The organism is Streptomyces sp. NPDC013457 (genome assembly GCF_043089925.1).
Lineage (GTDB): Bacteria > Actinomycetota > Actinomycetes > Streptomycetales > Streptomycetaceae > Streptomyces.
The window spans coordinates 1,025,487-1,046,928 of the sequence record NZ_JBICBL010000001.1 but is presented as its reverse complement, the minus strand read 5'-3'; the positions used below and the strand labels follow the sequence as shown (position 1 = coordinate 1,046,928).

Genomic DNA, 21,442 nt, shown 5'->3' with positions numbered 1-21,442 from the left:
GACCCGAACGAAGGGACCACCGTCACCATGGGGCATCTGACCCACCGCGACCTCAACGCCTCCGTGGAGCGGCTGCGCGACCAGGTCGCCCATGCCCTGCGGGCGGCGCTGATCTCCGGCGAACTGCGGCCCGGTGTCGTCTACTCCGCGCCGACCCTGGCGGAGGACTTCGGGATCTCCGCCACCCCCGTCCGTGAGGCCATGCTCGACCTGGCGCGCGAAGGCCTGGTCGAGCCGGTCCGCAACAAGGGGTTCCGGGTCACCGAGGTGGACGAGCGCGACCTCGACCAGTACACCGAGATCCGCGCGCTCATCGAGATCCCGGTGGTCGGACGGGTCGCCCGCACCGCCGCCCGGGAGGACCTGGAGGCGCTGCGGCCCGTCGCCGAGGAGATCGTGCGCGCCGCCAGGGAGCACGACCTCATCGGCTACCTGGAGGCCGACCGGCGGTTCCACCTCACGCTCCTCGGGCTCGCCGGCAACGAGCGCCTCGTCGAGACCGTCGGCGAGCTGCGCAAGCGGTCCCGGCTGTACGGGCTCACGGCGCTGGACGAGCGCGGCGAGCTGATCCCGTCGGCCGAGGAGCACCTGGAGCTGCTCGACCTGATGCTCGCGGGGGACGCCAAGGGAGCGGAGCGGTGCATGAAGAGGCACCTGGGACATGTCCGCTCCCTGTGGGCCACGAGCGACCGGGCCACGAGCGACCGGGCCACGAGCGACCGGGCCACGAGCGACCGGGCGGCGCACACCACCGGGTGACGCCGGCCCTGGACGATGCCCGGCCCCGGCACCCGCCCGGTCACTCGTGCCGGACCTCCTTCGCACCGAGCGTTTTCGCACTTAAGGTGGGGCTGTGTCGAGGAGACCGGGAGCACGATGAAGATCCTGATCAGCGCCGACATGGAAGGCGCCACCGGTGTCACCTGGCCGGGGGACGTGCTGCCGGGTACGCCCCAGTGGGAGCGGTGCCGGGCCATGTTCACCTCCGATGTGAACGCCGCGGTGCTGGGGTTCTTCGACGGGGGCGCCGACGAGGTGCTCATCAACGAGGCCCACTGGAGCATGCGGAACCTGCTGCTCGAACAGCTCGACGAGCGCGCCGAGATGATCACCGGGCGGCACAAGACGCTGTCCATGGTCGAGGGAGTGCAGCACGGTGACGTGGACGGCATCGCCTTCGTCGGCTACCACACCGGGGCCGGCACCGAGGGCGTCCTCGCCCACACCTACCTCGCCAACTCCGTCACGGGCGTCTGGCTGAACGGAGTCCGGGCGAGCGAGGGGCTGCTCAACGCCCATGTGGTGGCGGAGTACGGCGTGCCCGTCGTCCTCGTCACGGGTGACGACCTGACCTGTGACGACGCCCTCGGCTACGCGCCCGAGGCGCGCAAGGTCGCCGTCAAGGACTACGTCTCGCGGTATGCGGCGGTGTGCCGGACCCCGAAGCGTACGGCGAGCGACATCCGGGCCGCCGCGCAGTCCGCGGCCGCCCTCGCCGTACGGTACGAGCCGGAGCCGGGCGGGCCGTTCACGATCGAGCTGGAGTTCGACGCCGAGCATCTGGCGGGCGCCGCCACCGTCGTCCCGGGCGTGGCCCGGACCGGCGAGCGCCGGGTCGCCTACACAAGTGAGGCGATGTACGAGGGCATTCGCACGTTCAAGGCGGTCACCACGATCGTCTCCGCAGCGGTGGAGGAGCAGTATGGCTGAGCCTGCCCAGGACGGCCCGGACGCCGCGGCGCTGGACGAGGTGGTCACCTTCACCTCCGAGCTGATCCGCGTCGACACCACCAACCGGGGTGGCGGGGACTGCCGCGAGCGGCCCGCCGCCGAGTACGTGGCCGAGCGCCTCGCCGCCATCGGCCTGGAGCCCACGCTCCTGGAGCGGACCCCCGGCCGTACCAACGTGGTGGCCCGGATCGAGGGCACCGACCCGTCCGCCGACGCCCTGCTCGTCCACGGCCATCTCGACGTCGTCCCGGCCGAGCCCGCCGACTGGGCCGTCCACCCCTTCTCCGGAGAGGTCCGCGACGGGGTGGTCTGGGGGCGCGGCGCCGTCGACATGAAGAACATGGACGCGATGGTCCTCGCGGTCGTCCGCTCCTGGGCACGCCAGGGCGTCCGGCCGCGCCGGGACATCGTCCTCGCCTACACCGCGGACGAGGAGGCGAGCGCCGTGGACGGCTCGGACTTCCTCGCCGAGCGGCACCCCGGGCTCTTCGACGGCTGCACGGAAGGCATCAGCGAGTCCGGCGCGTTCAGCTTCCACCCGAGCCCCGGCATGACGCTCTATCCGATCGCCGCGGGCGAGCGGGGCACCGCCTGGGTCAAGCTCACCGCCCACGGCCGCGCGGGCCACGGCTCCAAGGTCAACACCGCCAACGCGGTCACCCGCCTCGCCGCGGCCGTCGCCCGCATCGGCGCCCACACCTGGCCCGTACGCCTCACCGCGACCGTACGGGCCGCGCTCACCGAACTCGCCGCCCTCCACGGCATCGAGACCGACGTGAACGCCGAGGGATTCGACGTCGACCAGCTCCTGGAGAAGCTCGGACCGGCCGCCGCCCTCGTCGAACCGACCGTGCGCAGCAGCGCCAACCCGACGATGCTGGAGGCCGGTTACAAGGTCAACGTCATCCCCGGCCACGCCGTCGCCTACGTCGACGGCCGGATGCTGCCGGGCGGCGAGGAGGAGTTCGCCGAGACGATGGACCGGCTCACGGGACCGGACGTGGAGTGGGAGTTCCACCACCGCGAGGTCCCCCTGGAGGCTCCGGTCGACTCGCCGACCTTCGCCCGGCTGAGGGCCGCCGTCGAGCACTTCGACCCGACCGGGCACGTCATCCCGTTCTCCATGTCCGGCGGCACGGATGCCAAGCAGTTCTCCCGGCTCGGCATCACCGGCTACGGCTTCTCCCCGCTGAAGCTGCCCCCGGAACTCGACTACGGAGCACTGTTCCACGGCGTCGACGAGCGGGTTCCGGTCGAGGCCCTGCACTTCGGCGTCCGAGTCCTCGACCGCTACCTGAGGTCCGCGTAGCTTCGGTCGGGTTCGAGCACGTCACATCACGTCCGCGTATCCGCGTAAAGGAAGTCGCGATGGTCCCCACGGGCGCCTACGGCACCTGGCCCTCCCCGATCGACGCCCCGCTGGCCGCCCGCCACGACGGCCGGCCCGAGTACGTCGGCGTCGTCGGCGACGAGGTGTGGTGGACCGCGCCCCGCCCCGCCGAGGGCGGCCGCCGCGCGCTCGTACGCCGACGGGCCGACGGCACCGAGGAGTCGGTCCTCCCCGCCCCCTGGAACGTCCGCAGCCGGGTGATCGAGTACGGCGGACAGCCCTGGGCGGGCCTGGCGCGCGAGGACGGCGGACCGCTCGTCGTGTTCAGCCACTTCGACGACCAGCGGCTCTACGCCTACGAACCCGACGCCGGTACGGAGAGCGGACCCGGCCCCCGCCCCCTCACCCCCGTCTCCGCCGTGGGCGGCGGACTGCGCTGGGTCGACCCGGTGCTCCACCCCGAACGCGGCGAGGTCTGGTGCGTCCTGGAGGAGTTCACCGGCCCCGCGCCCACCGACGTGCGCCGCGTGCTCGCCGCCGTACCCCTCGACGGTTCGGCGGCCGACGACCGGGCAGCGGTCCGCGAACTCTCCGACGGACGGCACCGGTTCGTCACCGGCCCCCGGCTCTCCCCGGACGGGCGGCAGGCCGCCTGGATCGCCTGGGAGCATCCCCGGATGCCCTGGGACGGCACGGAGGTGCTCCTCGCCGACGTCACCCCCGAAGGCGCCCTGCGTGAGGCCCGGCCCGTCGCAGGCGGCCCCGAGGAGTCCGTACCGCAGGTCGACTGGACCGCCGACGGGCAGCTGCTGTACGTGAGCGACCGCAGCGGCTGGTGGAACCTCTACCGAGCGGAACCCGGGGGTGAACCGGTCGCGCTCTGCCCCCGCGCCGAGGAGTTCGGCGGACCGCTGTGGAAGATCGGGCTCAGCTGGTTCCAGCCTCTGGCGAACGGCCTCGTCGCCGTCATCCACGGCAAGGGCGCCACCGCACTCGGCATACTCGACCCCGAGAGCGGCGAACTCGTCGACGCCGCCGGCCCCTGGACCGAATGGGCCGCCACCCTCGCCGTGCAGGGCGACCGGGTCGTCGGCGTCGCCGCCAGCCCCCGCAGCGCCTACGAGGTCGTGGAACTCGACACCCGCACCGGGCGGGCCCGGGTGATCGGCTCGGCCCACGACGACCCGGTCGACCCGTCGTACTACCCCGAGCCCCAGATCCGCACCTTCACCGGGCCGGACAACCGCGAGATCCACGCCCATGTGTACCCGCCGCACAGCCCCGACCGGATCCCGCCCGGCCAGGAACTGCCGCCCTACGTGGTGTGGGCCCACGGCGGACCGACCGGCCACGCGCCGCTCGTCCTCGACCTGGAGATCGCCTACTTCACCTCGCGCGGCATCGGCGTCGCCGAGGTCAACTACGGCGGCTCCACCGGCTACGGACGCGAGTACCGCGACCGGCTGCGCGAGCAGTGGGGCGTCGTCGATGTGGAGGACTGCGCCGCCGTCGCCGAGGCACTCGCCGCCGAGGGCACCGCCGACCCCGCCCGGCTCGCCGTCCGCGGCGGCAGCGCGGGCGGCTGGACCACCGCCGCCTCCCTCGTCACCACCGACGTCTACGCCTGCGGCACGATCATCTATCCCATCCTCGACCTCCTGGGCTGGGCCACCGACGAGACCCACGACTTCGAGTCCCAGTACCTGGAGTCGCTTGTCGGCCCGCTCGCCGACGTGCCCGCCCGGTACCACGAGCGCTCGCCGCTCCACCACGTCGACCGGATCTCCGCGCCGTTCGTGCTGCTCCAGGGTCTTGACGACGTGATCTGCCCGCCGGCCCAGGCCGAGCGGTTCCTCGCGCGGATGGCCGGGCGGGGAATCCCGCACGCCGCCCTCACCTTCGAGGGCGAGGGCCACGGCTTCCGCATGGCCGAGACGATGGAGCGGGCCCTGGAGGCCGAACTCTCGCTGTACACACAGACCTTCGGCATCTCCCGATCCGACGTCCCCCTCCTGGAGCTGAAGAAGTGACCGTGACCCCCCTGATCCGGCCCCCGCGGCTCCGCCCCGGCGCCCGGGTCGCCGTCGTCGCGCCCAGCGGGCCGATCCCGGAGGAGCGGCTCGCCGCGGGCCTGGACATCCTGCGCGGCTGGGACCTGGAACCGGTCGTGGCGCCCCATGTCCTGGTCGTGCACCCGGAGTTGGGGTACCTCGCCGGCGCGGACGAGAGCCGGGCCCGTGACCTCCAGGAGGCCTGGTGCGATCCTGCGGTCTCGGCCGTGATCTGCGCCCGGGGCGGCTACGGCGTCCAGCGGATGGTGGACCTGGTCGACTGGACGGCGATGCGGGCGGCGGGCCCCAAGGTCTTCGTCGGCTACAGCGACGTCACCGTCCTCCACGAGGCGTTCGCCGTCCGCGCCGGGCTCGCCACCCTGCACGGGCCGATGGCCGCCGCGTCCACCTTCCTCAAGGACCCCCGCACCCAGGAGTCCCTGCGGGCCACCCTCTTCGAGCCCGAGTCCGTGCGGACCCTCGGCCTGGCCACCGCACGTCCGCTGGCCCCCGGCCGGGCCCACGGCGTCACCCTCGGCGGCTGTGTGAGCCTCCTCGCCTCCGACCTCGGCACCCCGCACGCCCGCCCCTCCGCCCGCGGCGGGCTGCTGCTCCTGGAGGACGTGGGGGAGGAGCCGTACCGCCTGGACCGGATCCTCACCCAACTGCTTCGCTCCGGATGGCTGGACGGGGTCGCCGGCATCGCCCTGGGCTCCTGGGCGGAGTGCGGCCCCTACGCCGAGGTCCGCGCGGTCCTCGCCGACCGGCTCGGCACTCTCGGCGTGCCCGTGGTGGAGGAGCTGGGCTTCGGGCACAGCGAGACGGCGCTCACCTTCCCGCTGGGCGTGCCGGGTGTGCTGGACGCGGAATCCGGGACGCTGACGCTGGACGTGCCGGCGCTCGGCTGACCCTCCCCGACTTTCACTGAATCTCCGTCAACAACTACTGTCCGGCGCGTTGACGAGATCTGACACGTGTCACACGATGGGCCCGGTTCGGTACTTACCAGTCGGTATCCTCAGCGTGGAGGCCCCGTGTTCGTGTCCCGTGCGCTACCGCTCTCCCGGAAACTCCTCGCTCTGGCCGCGAGTTCGGTGCTCGCCGCGCCGCTCGCCCTCGCCGGCCCCGCGAGCGGCGCCGAGCCGGAGCCGTACACCGTCACCCCGCTGACCTTCACCGTCGAGGCGGGCGGGCGGACCTGCGCGGTCGACGCCGATCTCTACCGGCCCGCCGGTGTCGACGCCGCGCATCCGGCGCCCGCCGTCCTCGCCACCAACGGCTTCGGCGGGAGCAAGGCCGACGGCTCCACCGACGCCATCGGGAAGGCCTTCGCCGCCCGTGGCTACGTCGGACTCGTCTACTCCGGACTCGGCTTCGGCGCGTCCGGCTGTCTGATCTCCCTCGACGACCCCCGCATCGACGGGCGGGCCGCCGCCGCGCTCGTCGACTTCCTCGGCGGCACCCGTGCGGCCGACGACGGCTCCCGCGCGGACTTCGTCACCCGCGACGGCGCAGGCGACCCGCGCGTCGGCATGATCGGCGGCTCCTACGGCGGCGCCGTCCAGCTCGCCGCCGCCTCCGTCGACCCCCGGCTCGACGCGCTCGTCCCGCTCATCACCTGGAACGACCTCGCCTACTCCCTCGCCCCCAACGGGGCCGACCGCGACACCCCCGGGGTCTTCAAATGGCAGTGGGCCAACGGCTTCTACCTGATGGGCGAGGGGCAGCCGCTGCTCGTCCCCTCGCTCGACCCCACGCGCATCAACAGCCTCCGCTGTCTGCACTTCGTCACCGCCGCCTGCGACACCGTCCGGCTGCTCAACTCCGGCCGCTACCGCGACGCGGACACCCGGAAGATGCTGGACTTCGCCCGGAGCGTCTCCCCGGTCTCCTACCTCGACCGGGTCAAGGCCCCGACGCTCCTCGTCCAGGGCCAGTCCGACAGCCTCTTCAACCTCAACGAGGCCCAGGACACCTACGATCGGCTCCAGGCGCGCAGTGTCGAGACCAAGATGATCTGGCAGTCGTGGGGGCACAGCGGGGGACAGGCGCCCGGTGAACTCGACCTCGGCCAGGGCAACCTGGAGACCAGCTACGTCGGGCAGCGCGTCCTCGCCTGGTTCGACCGGTACCTGAGGCGCGACGGAAGCGCCGACACGGGGGCGGAGTTCGCCTACTACCGCTCCTGGCAGAGCGGTTACGGCACGGCGTCCCGGGTACCGGCCCTCAGCCGGAAGCTCTACCTCTCCGGGGACGGCAAGCTCGTCGACAACCGCGCCAAGGTCGCCCGGGGCTCGCGCGAGTACCGCAACCTGCTGGTCCCCACGAGCCATTCGGAGTCCTCGCTCACCGGGCTGATCGGACTGCCCGACCGTCAGCCGTACGACCTCGAGGGCACCCATCTCGGCTGGACCAGCGCCCCGCTGACGGCCCCCGTCGACGTCGTCGGCTCCCCGAAGGCCACCCTCCGGGTCGTCTCCCCGAGGACCGAGCGCGTCCAGGACTCCGGCGACGCCGCCGACAAGCTGGTGCTCTTCGCCAAGGTGTACGACATCGCCCCGGACGGCAGGAAGACCCTGGTCAACCGGCTCGTGGCGCCGGTACGGGTACCGGACGTCACCCTGCCCTTCACGGTGGAACTCCCGGGCATCGTGCACCGCTACGAGACCGGCCACCGGCTGGAGTTCGTGATCGCCGCGAGCGACGACGCCTACTCCGGCAACCGGGGCGTCAAGCCCGTGACGGTCACCGCCGCACCCGAGGACACGGGCACCCTGGAGCTGCCCGTTGTCAAGGGCCAGGTGGGGTAGCAGCCAGAAGGGTGGATTCACGCGACCTTCGGGTGTTCTTTACCTGTTCTTTTCCCACTCTGCGGGCAGTGGGACGGAGACTGTGCCTCCGCCTTCGCGCCGTGACGTCGGTGCGGGGCGCAGCTCCCTCCTCGCAGAAGGACCGAAGGCCCCGTGCCACTTCCCGTTGTGCTGTCCGGCCGCACCGTACGGCTGGAACCCCTCGCACCACAGCACGCCGCCGCGATCGCCGCGGCCGGCTCCGAGGACCGTACGACGTACGCGTTCACGCCCGTCCCCCACAATCTGGACGCGGCAGAGATCTATATCGAACGTGCCCTGGCCGAACAGGCCGCGGGCCGAGCGCAGCCCTTCGCCGTCGTCAGTACCGCCGACGGGCGGATCGTGGGATCGACGCGGTTCCTGGAGCTGGACTACTGGCAGGGGCCCCTGGTCTGGCCCTCGGTGCCGGGCGTCCCGCACGGTGATCCGCTCACCTCCGTCCCGGACGCGGCGGAGATCGGCAACACCTGGCTCTCCCCCCGGGCCCAGGGCACCGGCGTCAACACCGAGGCCAAGCTGCTGATGCTCCGGCACGCCTTCGAGGCGTGGGGCGTCCGCCGGATCTCGATGCGCGCGGACGCCAGGAACCTGCGTTCCCGGACGGCCATCGAGCGGCTCGGTGCCACCTGCGAGGGTGTGCGCCGGGCGCATTCGCGCGGCCTCGACGGGGCCGTACGGAGCACCGCCTTCTACTCGGTCCTGGACGAGGAGTGGCCCGCGGTGCGGGCCCACATCGAGGCGCGGCTCGACCGTGCCGCCATGCTCGGCCGCCCCGCCCGCTTCGACACGGTGCCGGGCCTCGACACGGCGCCGCGAGGGCCTCTGGTCCCGGCCTAAGCGGGCCGGCGCCACAGCGCGAAGAGCCCCCGTCCTGCGCAGGACGGGGGCTCTTCGCGTGGCCTGCGGCGTTACACGCGCGCCGCGAGCGCCGCGTAGCCGGGGCGGACGACCTCGTCGATCAGCCGCCGCCGCTCCGGCAGCGGCAGGAAGGCCGCGTCGAGCGCCGCGACGGTGAACTCCTCGAAGACCTCCGGGCCGTAGCCGAAGGTGTCCGCCATGTGCTGGAACTCCTCGCTCATGGTGGTGCCGGAGACCAGCCGGTTGTCCGTGTTGAGCGTGATCCGGAAGCCGAGGCGGCGCAGCTCGTCGATCGGGTGCGAGGCGTAGTCCTTGGCCGCGCCCGTCTGGAGGTTGGAGGTCGGGCAGACCTCCAGGGCGATCCGGTTGTCGCGGACGTACGCGGCGAGGTGGCCGAGCGTCCCGTCCTCGGCGATGTCGTCCGTGATCCGCACGCCGTGACCGATCCGCTCGGTGCCGCAGACCTGGACGGCCTCGTGGATCGACTCCGCGCCCACGGCCTCGCCGGCGTGGATCGTGAAGTGGCAGTTGTGCCGCTTCAGGTGCTGGAAGGCCGGGAGGTGGCGGGCCGGCGGGTTGCCGATCTCGCCGCCGGCGATGTCGAAGCCGGCGACGCCGTTCCCGCGGTGGGCGACCGTGAGCTCCGCGATCTCGAGCGACCGGTCGGTGTGGCGCATGCCGGTGAGGAGCGTACGGACGGTGATGCGGCCGCCGGAGCGCCGCTCGCCCTCACGGAAGCCGTCGTTCACGGCCTCGACGACCTCGTCGAGGGTCAGCCCGGCCGCAAGGTGCTGCTCGGGGGCGTAGCGGATCTCGGCGTAGACGACACCGTCCGCCGCCAGGTCCTCGGCGCACTCGGCCGCGATGCGGTGCAGCGCCTCGCGGGTCTGCATCACCGCGCAGGTGTGGGCGAAGGTCTCCAGGTACCGCTCCAGCGAGCCGGAGTCGGCGGCGTCCCGGAACCAGACCGCGAGCGCGGCCGGGTCCTCGGTGGGCAGCGCGGTGTAGCCGCACTCCCGGGCCAGTTCGACGATCGTGGCGGGGCGCAGGCCGCCGTCCAGGTGGTCGTGGAGGACGGCCTTCGGTGCGCGGCGGATCCACTCGGCGACGGGTATGGAGACCGGGCTGCTGAGCGTGGCGGCAGGGTTGTCAGACAAGTGCATGGCGCGGAAGTGTACGCCACGCCGGGGGCGGGCCGCTGTGACGGCGGTCGCCCCGGGTGCCGGGACCCTCAGTTGGACTGGAGCACTGGCAGGGCGGGGGCGCCCGTGGGGAGCATGTGCTTGGCCGCCAGGATCGGGGTGTCCCCGACCCGTACCACCTGGGTGACGAGCACCGCCGGGGTGTCGGCCGGCCGGCCGAGCTGCTCGCCGCGGCGCTGTCCGAGCAGCGTCGCGGTCACGCTGCTGTGCGCTCCGAGCGGCATCCCGCGTGAGGCTCCGGCGAGCACCGCGAGCATCGAGGTCCGCTCCGGCGCGGGCGCCGTGCGCAGCGCCTCGGCGAAGTCGGGATGCGTCGCCTCCAGGACGTCGTCGGCCGCCGCCCACTCCTGGCTGAGCGCGGCCGCCGCACCCTCTCCGGCCAGCAGCGACTCCCAGAAGCGCAGCTCGGCCCTGGCGGGGGCGAGCAGGTGCTGGGTGGTGAAGTCGGTGGGCTCCTCCACCGCCCGGAGCAGGGCGCGGACGCGCAGCGGGGCGCCCGCTCCGATCAGCTCCTCCAGGGGCTGGATGTGCTCGAAGCCGCGGCGCGGCGGGTGGTCGTTGACGGTCCGGCCGACCCCGCGCCGGACGGAGAGCAGGCCGTCCTCCTGGAGCAGCAGCAGGGCCTCGCGCAGGGCGGGCCGGCTGACGCCGAGCTCGCCGGCGAGCTTCGGCTCGGAGGGGAGGGTCGAGCCCGGGGGATAGGTGCCGTCGTGGATGGCGTCCGCGATCCGTTCGTAGAGCACCACGACCGGTCGCCGCTGCTGTCCGCCGACTGCCACTGCCCCTCCTCCGCTCGGTTGTCGGCAAGTGAACGGTATTCGGAATCACAGGTCAAAGGGACTTGACGTTTTACGCGCGTAGAACTCACTCTGTCTGGGCGTTGCTTGTCTGACAAGCTCGGTTTCATCGAATGACATCCACGGCAAAGGGGCCCACATGTCAGCCACATCCGACCTCAAGGGCCGCGGGCCCATGCTCCTGGCGATGGTGCTCGCCGTCCTCGGGTACCAGATCAACGCCACGATGCTCAGCCCCGCCCTGCCGGATGTCATCGAGCGCCTGGGCACGACCACGGCCGCCGCCGGTCTCTCGCAGACCCTCTTCTTCCTGATGGCGGCCATCGGCCAGGTCACCCTCGCCCGCCTCAGCGACCAGCGCGGCCGCAAGCCGATGATGATCGTCTGTGCCGTCGTCCTGATCGCCGGCAACCTGCTCTGCGTCTTCGCGCCGAACATCGAGATCTTCATCGCGGGCCGCATCCTCCAGGGCATCTCGGCCGCGATGTTCACCCTCGCCTTCCTCACGCTGAACCAGCTGCTCACCCCGGCCGGCTTCGGGAAGGCCGCGGGCATCATCACCGCCGTCAACGGCGGCCTCGCCGGCGTCGACGCCATCGCCGGCGGCCAGATCGCCGACACCATCGGCTTCCGCGGCATCTTCGTCTGCTCCACCGCGATCGCCGTCGCCGGCCTGATCGGCGTCCGGAAGTACGTCCCCGACGTCCCGGCCACCGCCGCCGACGGCCGCTTCGACTCCCGTGGCATCGCCGCCCTCGCGCTCGGTCTCACCGGCGTCCTCGTCGGCCTCGCCCAGGGCGGCGCCTGGGGCTGGACCTCCGTCCTCACCCTCGGCTTCCTGCTCGGCGGCCTCGCCTCGCTCGTCTTCTTCGTCGTCTCGCAGAAGACCGCCGCCAACCCGGTCATCGACATCGAGGTCCTGGCCTCGCGCCGCGCCTGGCCGCTGCTGCTCACCACCGTCTGCACGCTGGGCGGCGCCTTCGGTGCCGTCGCGCTGACCATCCCGCTCTTCTCGCAGGACGGCCGGGTCGGGCTCGGCCTCTCCGCCGTGACGGCGGCCGTCCTCTTCCTCACCCCGATCCAGCTCATCGGCGTGATCTCCGCCCCGCTGACCGGGCGCCTCGGCCCGAAGATCGGCTGGCGCAGGATCGTCGTCACCGGTGCGATCGCCAACTTCGCGATCTTCCTCGTCGCCACCTTCTTCCTGCACGACGAGTGGATCCTCGTCGCCTCGCTCGCGGCCCTCGGCGTGACGTACGGCGGCTTCATGCTGACCGGCCTCAACGGCCTCGCCGTCACCACGGCACCCAAGGACAAGCCCGGCTCGCTCTCCGGCCTCAACGGTGCCTGCTTCGGCATCGGAGCCTCCCTCGGCATCGCCCTCGCCTCCGCGATGATCACCGCGGGCAGCGACGCGGGCGGTCCGACCGAGGCGGGCTACCAGCACGCGATGTACACGGCCCTCGCCCTGCTCGGCATCGGCGTGGTGACCGCGCTGCTCATCCAGCGCCCCGGCCCGGCAGAGGCGGCCGAGGCGGACGCCGACGAGCCGCGGCTGGTCCTCGCCCACCACTGACCGGGCACGACGGGAGAGGCCGCACCCTCACCCGTACGGCCCCTTCCACCGCCCCCGTCGGGACCGGATCCCTCCATCCTGGTCCCACGGGGGCGGTCGCGTACGACGGAGGAGAGGTCCGGGCATGAGTCCCACCGAGACAGCGAGCGCCGGCGGCCACCGGCGCTCCGGACCCCTCTCGTGCGGCTGCGCCGCGGCACCGGCCGTGCCCGGCCGCGTCGCGCGGACGAGCGTGCCGGGCGAGGCGTGCGGCCGCCACGCGGCGGACCGGCGGCGCTCATGAGGAAGGCGGCGCTCCTAGGCGCGGGCGCCGTGGTCGCGCTCGCGGCCATGGCGGTCGCGTCGGTGGAGGAGGCACCGGCGGAGAAGGCGCCGGGGACGGACGACCGGCCGATGCCCGAGCTCCTCGGCAGGGGCCTCTGGCGGGTCTTCACCGCCCTCGATCCCCGTACCCGCCTCGACATCCATGACGTCGGCGGTCGCGACCGGCGGGTGCTCTGGCCGCCGAACTGGCAGGTGTGCACGCAGTACCCGACCGAGGGCGCGGTGATCGACGGCCGGACGACGGTCGTGATCGGTGTGGTGAAGAAGGGCGAGAGCTGCCCGGCCCGGGTCACCTCGGCCCGCCGCTGACCCGGCGCCGGTCCGGCCCGCTGACCCGGCGACGGTCCGGCCCGCTGACCTGTCGCCGCCCGGTCCGGCCGCTGCCCCTCGCGCCGCCCGGTCCGGCCGCTGACCCGTCGCCGCTCCCGCCTGCCGGAGCCTTCTGCGCCGGCGATCCCGGTCCCCGTAGCCTGAGGGCATGTCCGACGATCTTGGTCAGTACCTCACCGGCGGTCCCCGGGTGGGCCTGCGGCCCTACTCCCTCGACGACGCCGAGGAGTTCACCGCGCGGGTGCGCGAGAGCCGGGAGCTGCACCGCCCCTGGCTCTTCCCGCCCGACCGGCCCGAGACCTTCGCCGCCTACGCGCGCACGCTGACCGACGACCCCGCCAGGGCCGGATTCCTCGTGTGCGACCGCGGGGCGCGGGGCGGGATCGCCGGGTTCGTCAACATCAACAACATCGTGCGCGGCGCGTTCCTCAGCGGAGCCCTCGGCTACGGGGCCTTCGCGCACGCGGCGGGGCGGGGCCTGATGGGCGAGGCCCTCGGCCTGCTCCTCCCGTACGCCTTCGGGCCGCTGGGCCTCCACCGGCTCGAGGCCAACATCCAGCCCGGCAATGCCGCCTCCCGCGCGCTCGTGTTCCGGGCCGGCTTCCGGCTCGAAGGCTTCTCGCCCGCCATGCTCCACATCGACGGCGCCTGGCGGGACCACGAGCGCTGGGCGGTCACCGCTTGTAGTTGATCTTCATGGTGTCCATGTCCGTGACGGTGGACCTCAGCTCGCCGTGGCCGTGCCCGAGTTCCCGCAGCGCCGTCTCCACCCGGTCCTCGGCGATCGCTCCGGCCATCTCCGCGCCGTCCGCCGCGTCCGAGACGACGACCAGGCGGTACGAGAAGTGCTTCAGCGTTCTGTCGTAGGCGAGCGAGCCCTCCGGGGTGAACCGCATCGCCGACATCCCGTGCGCGTCGACCTCGGCGAGCAGCCGGGACCGGTTCTCCTCCGGGAGCCCCTCGAACGTGCCGCGCACGATCACCCGGTAGGTGTGCTGGGTGGTCATTCTCCTGGTCCTCACGTCGTTCTTCCCGCAGCGCGGTTCCGCACGGAGCGCGGTTCGTCAAAGGCGTTGAAGATCCAGAGTACGGCGGCGAGGATGAGGCGCATGCGGAATATCGTCGCCCTCGACGCACCGTCCAACCTCGGCCTGCGTCCGCCGGTCCCCGGCACCGTCCCCGGCTGTCACAAGCTGGCCGGAGCCCTCCGCGAGAACCGGATCGTGCAGCGGCTCGGCGCCCTGGAGGGCGGCGTGGTCGTCCCGCCGCGCTACGACCGGGGTGACTGGCAGGAGGGCGACGGCGTCTTCAACGCCGCCGCGCTCGCCACGTACACCCGCACTCTGGCGGACCGGATCGAGCGCCACGTACGGGCCGGTGACTTCCCGCTCGTCCTCGGCGGTGACTGCTCGATCCAGCTCGGCGCCTCGCTCGCCCTGCGCCGCATCGGACGCTACGGGCTCGCCGCCGTCGACGCCTCCCCCGACTTCCGCCACCCCGGCAACTCCGACGGCGTCGGTGCCGCGGGAGGCGAGGAGCTGGCCCTCGCGACCGGGCGCGGCCAGGCCGACCTCACCGACCTGGAGGGCCTGGGGCCCTACCTCCGCGAGGAGGACGTCCGGCTCTTCGGCATCCGTGACGCGTACCAGGACGATCCCGAACTCGTCGAGCTGCGCGCCCTGAAGGTCCCCGTCGTCACCGTCGCCGACCTGCGCGCCTGGGGCCCGGCCGACCTCGCCGCCGCCACGGTCACGGCGTTCGGGGCCCCGGAGCTCGACGGCTTCTGGGTGCACCTGGATGCCGACGTCCTCGACCCCGCCGTGATGCCGGCCGTCGACAGTCCCGACCCCGAAGGCCTCTTCCCCGACGAACTCGTCCCCCTGCTGCGGACCTTGGTCCGCGCCGAGCGCTGCGTCGGGCTCAACGTCACGATCTACGACCCCGATCTCGACCCCGACGGCACCGCCGGAGCGCTGCTCACGGACGTCGTGGTCGCCGCCTTTGCCGAAGCCTGACGGACAGACCCCCTGGTCGGCCGCCCGTCCGCCGTGTTCCATGGCCGACATGACGACCGTACGACGTGCCGTAGTGACCCTGCCCGCCGCCCCGTTGGGCCCGGACAACCCGCTGCCCGCCCTGCGCACCCTCGACGGGACCCCGACGGTCGACGCCCGGGCCGCGGAGGGGCTGCCGCGTGACATGGCCCGGCAGCTCGGGTACGCACCCCTGCGCACCGTGCTGCCCGTCCCGGTCCGGGACGGCTACGAACGCGAGCGCGTGGACACGGAACTCGACGCGATCGTCGTCGAGAACGACCGGCTGCGCGCGACCGTGCTGCCCGGCCTGGGCGGTCGCGTCCACTCCCTGCGCCACAAGCCCAGCGGTCGTGAACTCGTGCACCGCAACCCGGTGTTCCAGCCCGCCGCCTTCGCCCTCAACGGCGCCTGGTTCGCCGGTGGCATCGAGTGGAACATCGGCGCCACCGGCCACACCACCCTCTCCTGCGCGCCGCTGCACGCCGCGATCGTCCCGTCCCCAGACGGCGGGAAGATGCTCCGGCTGTGGGAGTGGGAGCGACTGCGCGACCTGCCCTTCCAGGTCGACCTGTGGCTTCCGGAGGGCTCCGACTTCCTCCACGTGGGCGTGCGGATCCGCAACCCGCACGAGCGGGCCGTCCCGGTCTACTGGTGGTCCAACACCGCCGTCCCGGAAGCCCGCCGGGTCCTCGCCCCCGCCGACGGGGCCTGGTTCCACGGATACGAGCGGGGCCTGCGCCGCGTCACCGTCCCGCGCGGGGATGACGGCGCGGACCACACGTACCCGGAGCACGGCGCCCTGCCCGCCGACTACTTCTACGACCTCGCCGATCCGCAGCGGCGATGGATCGCCGCCGCCGACGACAGCGGCGCGGGGCTCGTCCAGACGTCGACCGACCTGCTGCGCGGGCGCAAGCTGTTCCTCTGGGGCTCGTCCCGCGGCGGGCGGCGCTGGCAGCGGTGGCTCACGGAACCCGGCGCGCCCGGCTACGCCGAGATACAGGCGGGTCTCGCCCGTACCCAGCTGGAGCATCTGAAGCTGGAGGGCGGAGCGGAGTTCAGCTGGCTGGAGGCGTACGGGCCGCTGGCCGCCGAGCCCGGGGCCGTGCACGGAGAGGACTGGGCGGCGGCCCGTGCGGAGGTGGAGCGGTCCCTGGAGTCCGCCCTGCCGCGCGCGGCCGTCGACGCCGCCCACGAGGCGTGGCGGAACGGCTCTGCGGACGCCGAACCGGTGACGGTGCTCGGCGTCGGATCGGGCTGGGGAGCCCTCGAAGTCCTCTGCTCGGGGCATGAGCTGCCCGGTACGCCGTTCCCCGAGTCGACCCTGGGGGAGGAGCAGAAGCCCTGGCTGGAGCTGCTCCGCACCGGCGCCCTGCCACCGTCGGCCGACGGCGCCGTCCCCGGCCCGCCGCTGGTCGCGGACCACTGGCGGGACATGCTGGAGACAGCTCCCGCCACGGCTCCGACCGAGTACCACCTCGGGCTCGCGCAATGGCGCGCCGGCGATCTCGCCCAGGCCGTACGGAGCTGGGAGCGCGGGCTCCGGCAGGAGGGCATGCGCTGGCCCCTGCTCTACTGCCTGGCCGTCGCCGACCGGGACGGCGGACACCCGGTGCGCGCCGCCGAACGGTACGCCGAGGCCTTCGATGCCCTGCCCGCCGAGGCCGACGAGGTGCTGACCGGGGCCCTGGGCCGCGAGGCCCTCACCGCGCTCCTGGCGGCCGGGAGTGTCGCCGGGGCCCGCGCGCTCCGTGACGCCCTGCCGGAGGCGGTGCGCGCCCGTGGCGCGTTCCGTCTCCTGGAGGCCCGCCTCCTCCTCGCCGAGGGCAGGAAGGCCGAGGCCCGTGCCGTCTTCGACGAGGGCTTCGAGGTGGCGGACCTGGGGGAGGGCGCCGAGACCCTGGGCGAGGTCTGGTCGTCCCTGACGGACGAGCCGCTGCCGGACTTCTACGAGTTCCGTATGCGTCCCTGAGCCCCCCGGTGCCGGCCGGTCCCGCCGGCCCCCGGAGGTCCCCGCCGGCGTTCTCCCGGTCAGAAGATGTGCTGGCCGGGGGTGAGGACGCCGTCGGGGTCGTAGCGGTGCCGCGCGGCCTCGAACTCGTCCCAGAAGCCGCCGAAGTGGCGCACCCAGTCGTCCTTCGTGAGCGGGACCGACCCGATGGGGTACCAGCAGCCCCCCGCCTCGACCGTGGTGTCGTACTGGCGGCGGTTCGCGGCGACCATCTCCTCGGCGGAGTCCGCACCCGGGGAAGCGGTCCTGAGGATCGAGAAGAGGTAGGCGAGCTCCTCGCCCGGCATGACCGGAAGCGGGGTGCGGCACTTGGCGGTGAGCACCGGGTAGAGCAGGATGACCGCGCTCGCTCCGATGGCCTGGGGCTTGAGTCCGGCGAGCGTCTCGGTGACGACGCCGTTCACCGCGGAGGCGGGGAGCAGACCGTCGTACCAGGGGTGGGGGCGTGTCCACTCGCCCATGGCCGTGAGGACGTCCACCGTCTCGGCGAGCCGGTTGACGAAGTCGAGGTACGGGACGTCCTGGGCCTCGACGGAGGCGGCCCCGAGGTCGTCCGTGAGCCGGGCGTCGTCGGCGGTGGTTCCGTCGTGGGAGGCCGCCTCCATCATGTACGTCCAGCCGTCCGGGGTGGGCAGGGCCTGACCGACGAGGTAGTCGAACCGCCCTTCGCCGATCAGCTGGGCCTGCCGGGCCGTGAGTTCCGTGACGCTTCGGAACATCAGGGTGTAGAGCCGGACCGAGCGGGGCGCGGGGATCAGGGCGAGCGTGGCGCGGGTGATGATCGCGCACTGACCGAGGCCGCCGAGGGCGGCGCGGAAGAGGTCGGGGCGCTCGGCGGGGGAACAGGTGGCGATCTCTCCCTCTCCGGTCACGACCTGGAGTTCGAGCACGTTGTCGGCCTGCGTGCCGTGGTGGCCGATCTGCCCGCCCAGGCCTCCGGCCGACAGGGTGCCGCCGACGGACAGCTCCAGGTAGTCGGTGAAGGCCGGCGGGGTGAGGCCGCGGGCCAGGGAGGCCCGGACCACGGAGCTCCAGAGCGCCCCGGCCTGGACCACGGCGGTGTCGTCGCGGACTTCGACGGAATCCAGCGAGCCGAGGTCGACGACCAGCCCGGAGGGGACCTGTGCCTGACCGTTGGTCGAGTGTCCCTGGCCGCGGGGGGCGACCTTCAGCCCGCGCTGCCGGCAGTGGCGCACCATCGTGGCGACGTCCTCGACCGAGCCGGCTCGGAGGACCGCGGCGGGCGGCCGACGGACCAGGCCGCCGAAGTCGCCGGACGCCGCGTCCAGTGCGGCGGAGTCGAAGCGCAACTCCCCGTCCAGCGCGGGAACCGCCTCGAAGGCGGCAGGGGCTGCGCCCGCACCGTCGGCCGGGCCGGGCTGTGACTCAGGGAGATGAGGAGGCGTCATGGTGACTCCAGATCGACGTGGTGAAAGGAACTCGGCATGAGTGCACAGTTCCCTCACAATGTGATCATTTTTCGGCCGAACTGGTCATCGGATTTCTCGAATGTCAACCTCGGTTGACACGGTGGATGGTGTCAACGTAGGTTGACACCATGACCGATGCGACCGATCTCGCGGCGCGGGCGGGTGACCGGGATCCCCGGGTCGGCCTGCGCGCCGTGTCCGCCCTGAGGCGGCTCCTCGAACAGTTGGAGGCCGTCCAGGTCCGCAGTGCCCGCGCACAGGGCTGGTCCTGGCAGGAGATCGCGGCCGAGCTGGGAGTGAGCCGTCAGGCCGTGCACAAGAAGTACGGGAGGCATTGATGTTCGAGCGATTCTCGGCAGGGGCTCGGGCCGCGGTGATCGAGGCCGTGGAGCTGGCCCGGCGCGGCCGGGCCGCCGCGGTCACCGAGGAGCACCTGCTGCTCGCGATGCTCGACGCGGAGGGGACCAAGGCGTCCTTCGTGCTCCGGGCCCTCGGCGCGACCGACCGGCGTGCCTCGCTGGAGGCGGGGCTCTCCGTCGCTCATCGGCGGGGCGGCCTGTCGAAGGCCGACATGGAGGCGCTCGCGGGTCTCGGGATCGACGTGCCGGAGATCGTCGCCCGCGTCGAGGAGGCCCACGGCCCAGGGGCCCTCGCGGACGACCGTGAGGGGGGTTCCCGGCGCTTCGGAAGGCCCGCGTTCAGCCGGGAGGCGGCGAGCGTCCTGGAGCGCGCCCTGCGGATCTGCCTGGGCCGGCGCGAGGCGGCGATCGGCGACGAACACCTGCTGCTGGCCCTCACCGCCCGTCCGGGCGTCGTCGCCGAGGTCCTCGCCGACCACGGCGTCACCTACGCGGCGGTGGAACGCGCCCTCGGGCAGGGTGCGTCCTCCGCCTGAGCCGTATGCGACCGCGCCGTCGTGTCAGGGAAGGGGATCGCCCGACGCCCGCCGCCTGCTGCGGGCGGCTCAGGACCGCCGGTCGACGTACTCGAAGACCGAACCGTCCGGGTGGACCGCGATCAGGTTGCGGCCCACCGGCGTCGGGACCGGGCCGGCCAGGATCTTGGCGCCCGCCTCCGCCAGCGCGGTGAACGCCGCGTCCACGTCCTGGACGGAGATGGTCGCGGCGACCTTGCGCAGGACCTCCAGCTCCGCCTCCGGCCCGCTCATCAGGAGGAAGCAGCCGACGGCCGCCACCGACACCCCGCCCCGCTCGAAGCGGAGGGCGGGGGAGCCGGTGAGCCGCTCGTAGAAGTCCACGGCCGGTTCGAGCTCGTCGACGCAGACACGAAGAGTGGTCCCCAGAATCTCCATGCGGACGAGCCTAGTTGAGGATCAGGAGACCCGGCAGAGGATCTCGCCGTGCGGGACCATGAACCAGGCGTCCTCCTGCCGGCCCCACTCGCGCCACGCCTCGGAGATCGCGTTCAGCGTGTCCGGCGTCGCGTGGCCGCCCTCCACCACCAGCTTCGCGTAGACCGACTCCGTCGTCCGGTCCGCCCACAGCCCGCTCCACCACGCCCGCTCCTCCGGCGTCGCGTAGCACCACGTGGCGGCCGTCGTCGTGACGTCCGTGAACCCCGCCCGCCGTGCCCAGGAGAACAGCCGCCGCCCGGCGTCCGGTTCGCCGCCGTTGGCCCGCGCGACCCGGTGGTACAGCTCCTGCCAGACCTCCAGGGCGGGCGGCTGCGGGTACCAGGCGAAGGCGGCGTAGTCGCTGTCCCGTGCGGCGACCACGCCGCCCGGACGGCAGACGCGCCGCATCTCGCGCAGCGCCCGCACGGGGTCGCCGACGTGCTGCAGGACCTGGTGGGCGTGGACGACGTCGAAGGAGTCGTCCGGGAAGTCCAGGGCGTGGACGTCCGCGACCCTGAACTCCACGTTCTTCACGCCGCGTTCGGCCGCCACGGCACGCGCCTTGTCCAGGATGTCCTCGGCGGCGTCGACCGCGGTCACCCGCCCCGGCGCGACCAGCGCCGCCAGATCCGCGGTGATCGTGCCCGGGCCGCAGCCCACGTCCAGGACGTCCAGGCCGGGCCGCAGCTCGGGCAGCAGATACGCCGCGGAGTTCGCGGCGGTGCGCCAACTGTGCGAGCGCAGCACCGACTCGTGGTGCCCGTGGGTGTACACGGCGGTCTCGTGAGGACTGGACTCTTCGGCGGCATGCGTCATGACCGGACTCCCTCATGTGAGTGGGTACGGCAACGGTACGCGCATCACCCGCATGGTGAGACCGAAATCTCGCCATATGGACGACGATCATGGTCGGCTCAGGTGAACAAGCGCCTCCGGTAACGGAGTTCGTCGAGGGTCCGGCCCGCCGTCGTGTCCTGGACGACCGTTCCGTCCGGCCGCCAGCCCGCCGCCTCGTAGAAGCGGCGCCCCCGTGCGTTGCCCGCGAGGACCCACAGCGCCGCCTCGCGGAACCCGTCCGCGGCCAGCGCCTCCTCGGACGCGGCGAGGAGACCCCGGCCCACCCCCGAGCCCCACACCTCCGGGAGCGCGTAGAGCGCGGCGATCTCCCCGGTCGTGGCGGCGTCGAGGTCGTCGTCCGGCCACGCCCGGAAGCAGCAGAACCCGACCACCCGTCCACCGGCCTCGGTCGCCACCAGCACCGGCGCGGGCGCAGGCGCCGCCAGCCGGGCCGACCAGACGGCGGCGCGCTCCGCGACGTCCAGACCGTCGAGGTACGGGTGCGGGAGCAGGTCGCGATAGGCCGCCTGCCAGGACCGGACATGGGCGGCGGCGATCGCCGCCGCGTCCGCGGGGAGTGCTGCACGGATCGACATGGCCCACATTCTCGACGCGTGCCGGCGCCGCAGGCGAGCGGATATCCCCGGGCATACGGGGCGCAGGCCTGGGTAGCCGGGCGGTGTGGGACCGCCGGCGGCCGGCCGCCGCCCATGCAGGCCGAGG

22 protein-coding genes are annotated in these 21,442 nt (G+C 73.0%); 15 read left to right on the top strand and 7 right to left on the bottom strand.

Going from position 1 to position 21,442, the window contains the following annotated elements:
- Window positions 1–27: 27 nt before the first annotated feature.
- From ACF1G2_RS04700 to ACF1G2_RS04670, 7 genes are all read left to right on the top strand, one after another.
- The gene (locus tag ACF1G2_RS04700; RefSeq protein WP_391797039.1) at window positions 28–759 is read left to right on the top strand and encodes a GntR family transcriptional regulator; all 732 of its coding nucleotides are present in this window, start codon (window positions 28–30) and stop codon (window positions 757–759) included.
- Between the two features lie 117 nt (window positions 760–876).
- Window positions 877–1,710, top strand: a complete 834-nt coding sequence (locus tag ACF1G2_RS04695; protein ID WP_391796836.1) for a M55 family metallopeptidase — start codon at window positions 877–879, stop codon at window positions 1,708–1,710.
- Window positions 1,703–3,040 (top strand): M20/M25/M40 family metallo-hydrolase, encoded by a 1,338-nt coding sequence (locus ACF1G2_RS04690; RefSeq protein ID WP_391796835.1) that lies wholly within the window; start codon window positions 1,703–1,705, stop codon window positions 3,038–3,040. The genes ACF1G2_RS04695 and ACF1G2_RS04690 overlap by 8 nt, the downstream gene beginning before the upstream one ends.
- Before the next feature lie 59 nt (window positions 3,041–3,099).
- Window positions 3,100–5,091 (top strand): prolyl oligopeptidase family serine peptidase, encoded by a 1,992-nt coding sequence (locus ACF1G2_RS04685; RefSeq protein ID WP_391796834.1) that lies wholly within the window; start codon window positions 3,100–3,102, stop codon window positions 5,089–5,091.
- Window positions 5,088–6,020 (top strand): LD-carboxypeptidase, encoded by a 933-nt coding sequence (locus ACF1G2_RS04680; protein WP_391796833.1) that lies wholly within the window; start codon window positions 5,088–5,090, stop codon window positions 6,018–6,020. Before ACF1G2_RS04685 ends, ACF1G2_RS04680 begins: the two co-directional genes overlap by 4 nt.
- A 132-nt stretch (window positions 6,021–6,152) precedes the next feature.
- Complete coding sequence (locus ACF1G2_RS04675) at window positions 6,153–7,922, top strand: CocE/NonD family hydrolase (RefSeq protein ID WP_391797038.1); 1,770 nt, start codon at window positions 6,153–6,155, stop codon at window positions 7,920–7,922.
- Window positions 7,923–8,075: 153 nt separating this feature from the next.
- Window positions 8,076–8,801, top strand: coding sequence for a GNAT family N-acetyltransferase (locus ACF1G2_RS04670; protein WP_391796832.1), 726 nt, complete (start codon window positions 8,076–8,078; stop codon window positions 8,799–8,801).
- Between the two features lie 71 nt (window positions 8,802–8,872).
- Here the strand turns inward: ACF1G2_RS04670 and ACF1G2_RS04665 are convergent, their stop codons facing one another.
- Together ACF1G2_RS04665 and ACF1G2_RS04660 are read right to left on the bottom strand one after the other, a co-directional pair.
- On the bottom strand, window positions 8,873–9,985 hold the full coding sequence (locus tag ACF1G2_RS04665; protein WP_391796831.1) for an adenosine deaminase: 1,113 nt from the start codon (window positions 9,983–9,985) through the stop codon (window positions 8,873–8,875).
- A gap of 68 nt (window positions 9,986–10,053) precedes the next feature.
- On the bottom strand, window positions 10,054–10,803 hold the full coding sequence (locus ACF1G2_RS04660) for a GntR family transcriptional regulator (protein WP_391796830.1): 750 nt from the start codon (window positions 10,801–10,803) through the stop codon (window positions 10,054–10,056).
- 157 nt (window positions 10,804–10,960) lie between these two features.
- Here ACF1G2_RS04660 and ACF1G2_RS04655 point away from each other — a divergent pair, with 157 nt between their 5' ends.
- From ACF1G2_RS04655 to ACF1G2_RS04640, 4 genes are all read left to right on the top strand, one after another.
- Window positions 10,961–12,397, top strand: a complete 1,437-nt coding sequence (locus ACF1G2_RS04655; RefSeq protein ID WP_391796829.1) for an MFS transporter — start codon at window positions 10,961–10,963, stop codon at window positions 12,395–12,397.
- 124 nt (window positions 12,398–12,521) lie between these two features.
- Window positions 12,522–12,680, top strand: a complete 159-nt coding sequence (locus ACF1G2_RS04650) for a hypothetical protein (protein WP_391796828.1) — start codon at window positions 12,522–12,524, stop codon at window positions 12,678–12,680.
- Entirely contained in the window at window positions 12,677–13,030 is a 354-nt protein-coding gene (locus ACF1G2_RS04645) for a hypothetical protein (protein ID WP_391796827.1), read from the top strand. The genes ACF1G2_RS04650 and ACF1G2_RS04645 overlap by 4 nt, the downstream gene beginning before the upstream one ends.
- Window positions 13,031–13,199: 169 nt before the next feature.
- Entirely contained in the window at window positions 13,200–13,742 is a 543-nt protein-coding gene (locus ACF1G2_RS04640; protein WP_391796826.1) for a GNAT family N-acetyltransferase, read from the top strand.
- On the opposite strand, the gene ACF1G2_RS04635 is transcribed toward ACF1G2_RS04640, so the two are convergent.
- Window positions 13,726–14,058, bottom strand: coding sequence for a DUF6204 family protein (locus ACF1G2_RS04635; protein WP_391796825.1), 333 nt, complete (start codon window positions 14,056–14,058; stop codon window positions 13,726–13,728). The genes ACF1G2_RS04640 and ACF1G2_RS04635 overlap by 17 nt on opposite strands.
- A 102-nt stretch (window positions 14,059–14,160) precedes the next feature.
- On the opposite strand from ACF1G2_RS04635, the gene ACF1G2_RS04630 reads away from it, so the two are divergent.
- Window positions 14,161–15,066, top strand: coding sequence for an arginase family protein (locus ACF1G2_RS04630; RefSeq protein ID WP_391796824.1), 906 nt, complete (start codon window positions 14,161–14,163; stop codon window positions 15,064–15,066).
- 40 nt (window positions 15,067–15,106) lie between these two features.
- Complete coding sequence (locus ACF1G2_RS04625; RefSeq protein ID WP_391796823.1) at window positions 15,107–17,059, top strand: DUF5107 domain-containing protein; 1,953 nt, start codon at window positions 15,107–15,109, stop codon at window positions 17,057–17,059.
- Between the two features lie 59 nt (window positions 17,060–17,118).
- On the opposite strand, the gene ACF1G2_RS04620 is transcribed toward ACF1G2_RS04625, so the two are convergent.
- Window positions 17,119–18,507, bottom strand: coding sequence for an FAD-binding protein (locus ACF1G2_RS04620; RefSeq protein ID WP_391796822.1), 1,389 nt, complete (start codon window positions 18,505–18,507; stop codon window positions 17,119–17,121).
- Window positions 18,508–18,656: 149 nt separating this feature from the next.
- On the opposite strand from ACF1G2_RS04620, the gene ACF1G2_RS04615 reads away from it, so the two are divergent.
- Window positions 18,657–18,866: a helix-turn-helix domain-containing protein gene (locus ACF1G2_RS04615; protein WP_315894318.1), complete on the top strand. Its 210-nt coding sequence runs from the start codon at window positions 18,657–18,659 to the stop codon at window positions 18,864–18,866.
- Window positions 18,866–19,423: a Clp protease N-terminal domain-containing protein gene (locus tag ACF1G2_RS04610; RefSeq protein ID WP_391796821.1), complete on the top strand. Its 558-nt coding sequence runs from the start codon at window positions 18,866–18,868 to the stop codon at window positions 19,421–19,423. The genes ACF1G2_RS04615 and ACF1G2_RS04610 overlap by 1 nt, the downstream gene beginning before the upstream one ends.
- Before the next feature lie 69 nt (window positions 19,424–19,492).
- Here ACF1G2_RS04610 and ACF1G2_RS04605 read toward each other — a convergent pair whose 3' ends face one another.
- The 3 genes from ACF1G2_RS04605 to ACF1G2_RS04595 all read right to left on the bottom strand — a co-directional run bounded on the left by ACF1G2_RS04605 (window position 19,493) and on the right by ACF1G2_RS04595 (window position 21,315).
- Window positions 19,493–19,840 (bottom strand): VOC family protein, encoded by a 348-nt coding sequence (locus ACF1G2_RS04605; protein WP_383166508.1) that lies wholly within the window; start codon window positions 19,838–19,840, stop codon window positions 19,493–19,495.
- Window positions 19,841–19,861: 21 nt separating this feature from the next.
- Window positions 19,862–20,698, bottom strand: coding sequence for a methyltransferase domain-containing protein (locus ACF1G2_RS04600; RefSeq protein ID WP_391796820.1), 837 nt, complete (start codon window positions 20,696–20,698; stop codon window positions 19,862–19,864).
- A gap of 98 nt (window positions 20,699–20,796) precedes the next feature.
- Window positions 20,797–21,315 carry a GNAT family N-acetyltransferase gene (locus tag ACF1G2_RS04595; protein WP_391796819.1) on the bottom strand — a complete coding sequence of 173 codons (519 nt, stop codon included), beginning with the start codon at window positions 21,313–21,315 and terminating at the stop codon, window positions 20,797–20,799.
- Window positions 21,316–21,442: the final 127 nt, after the last annotated feature.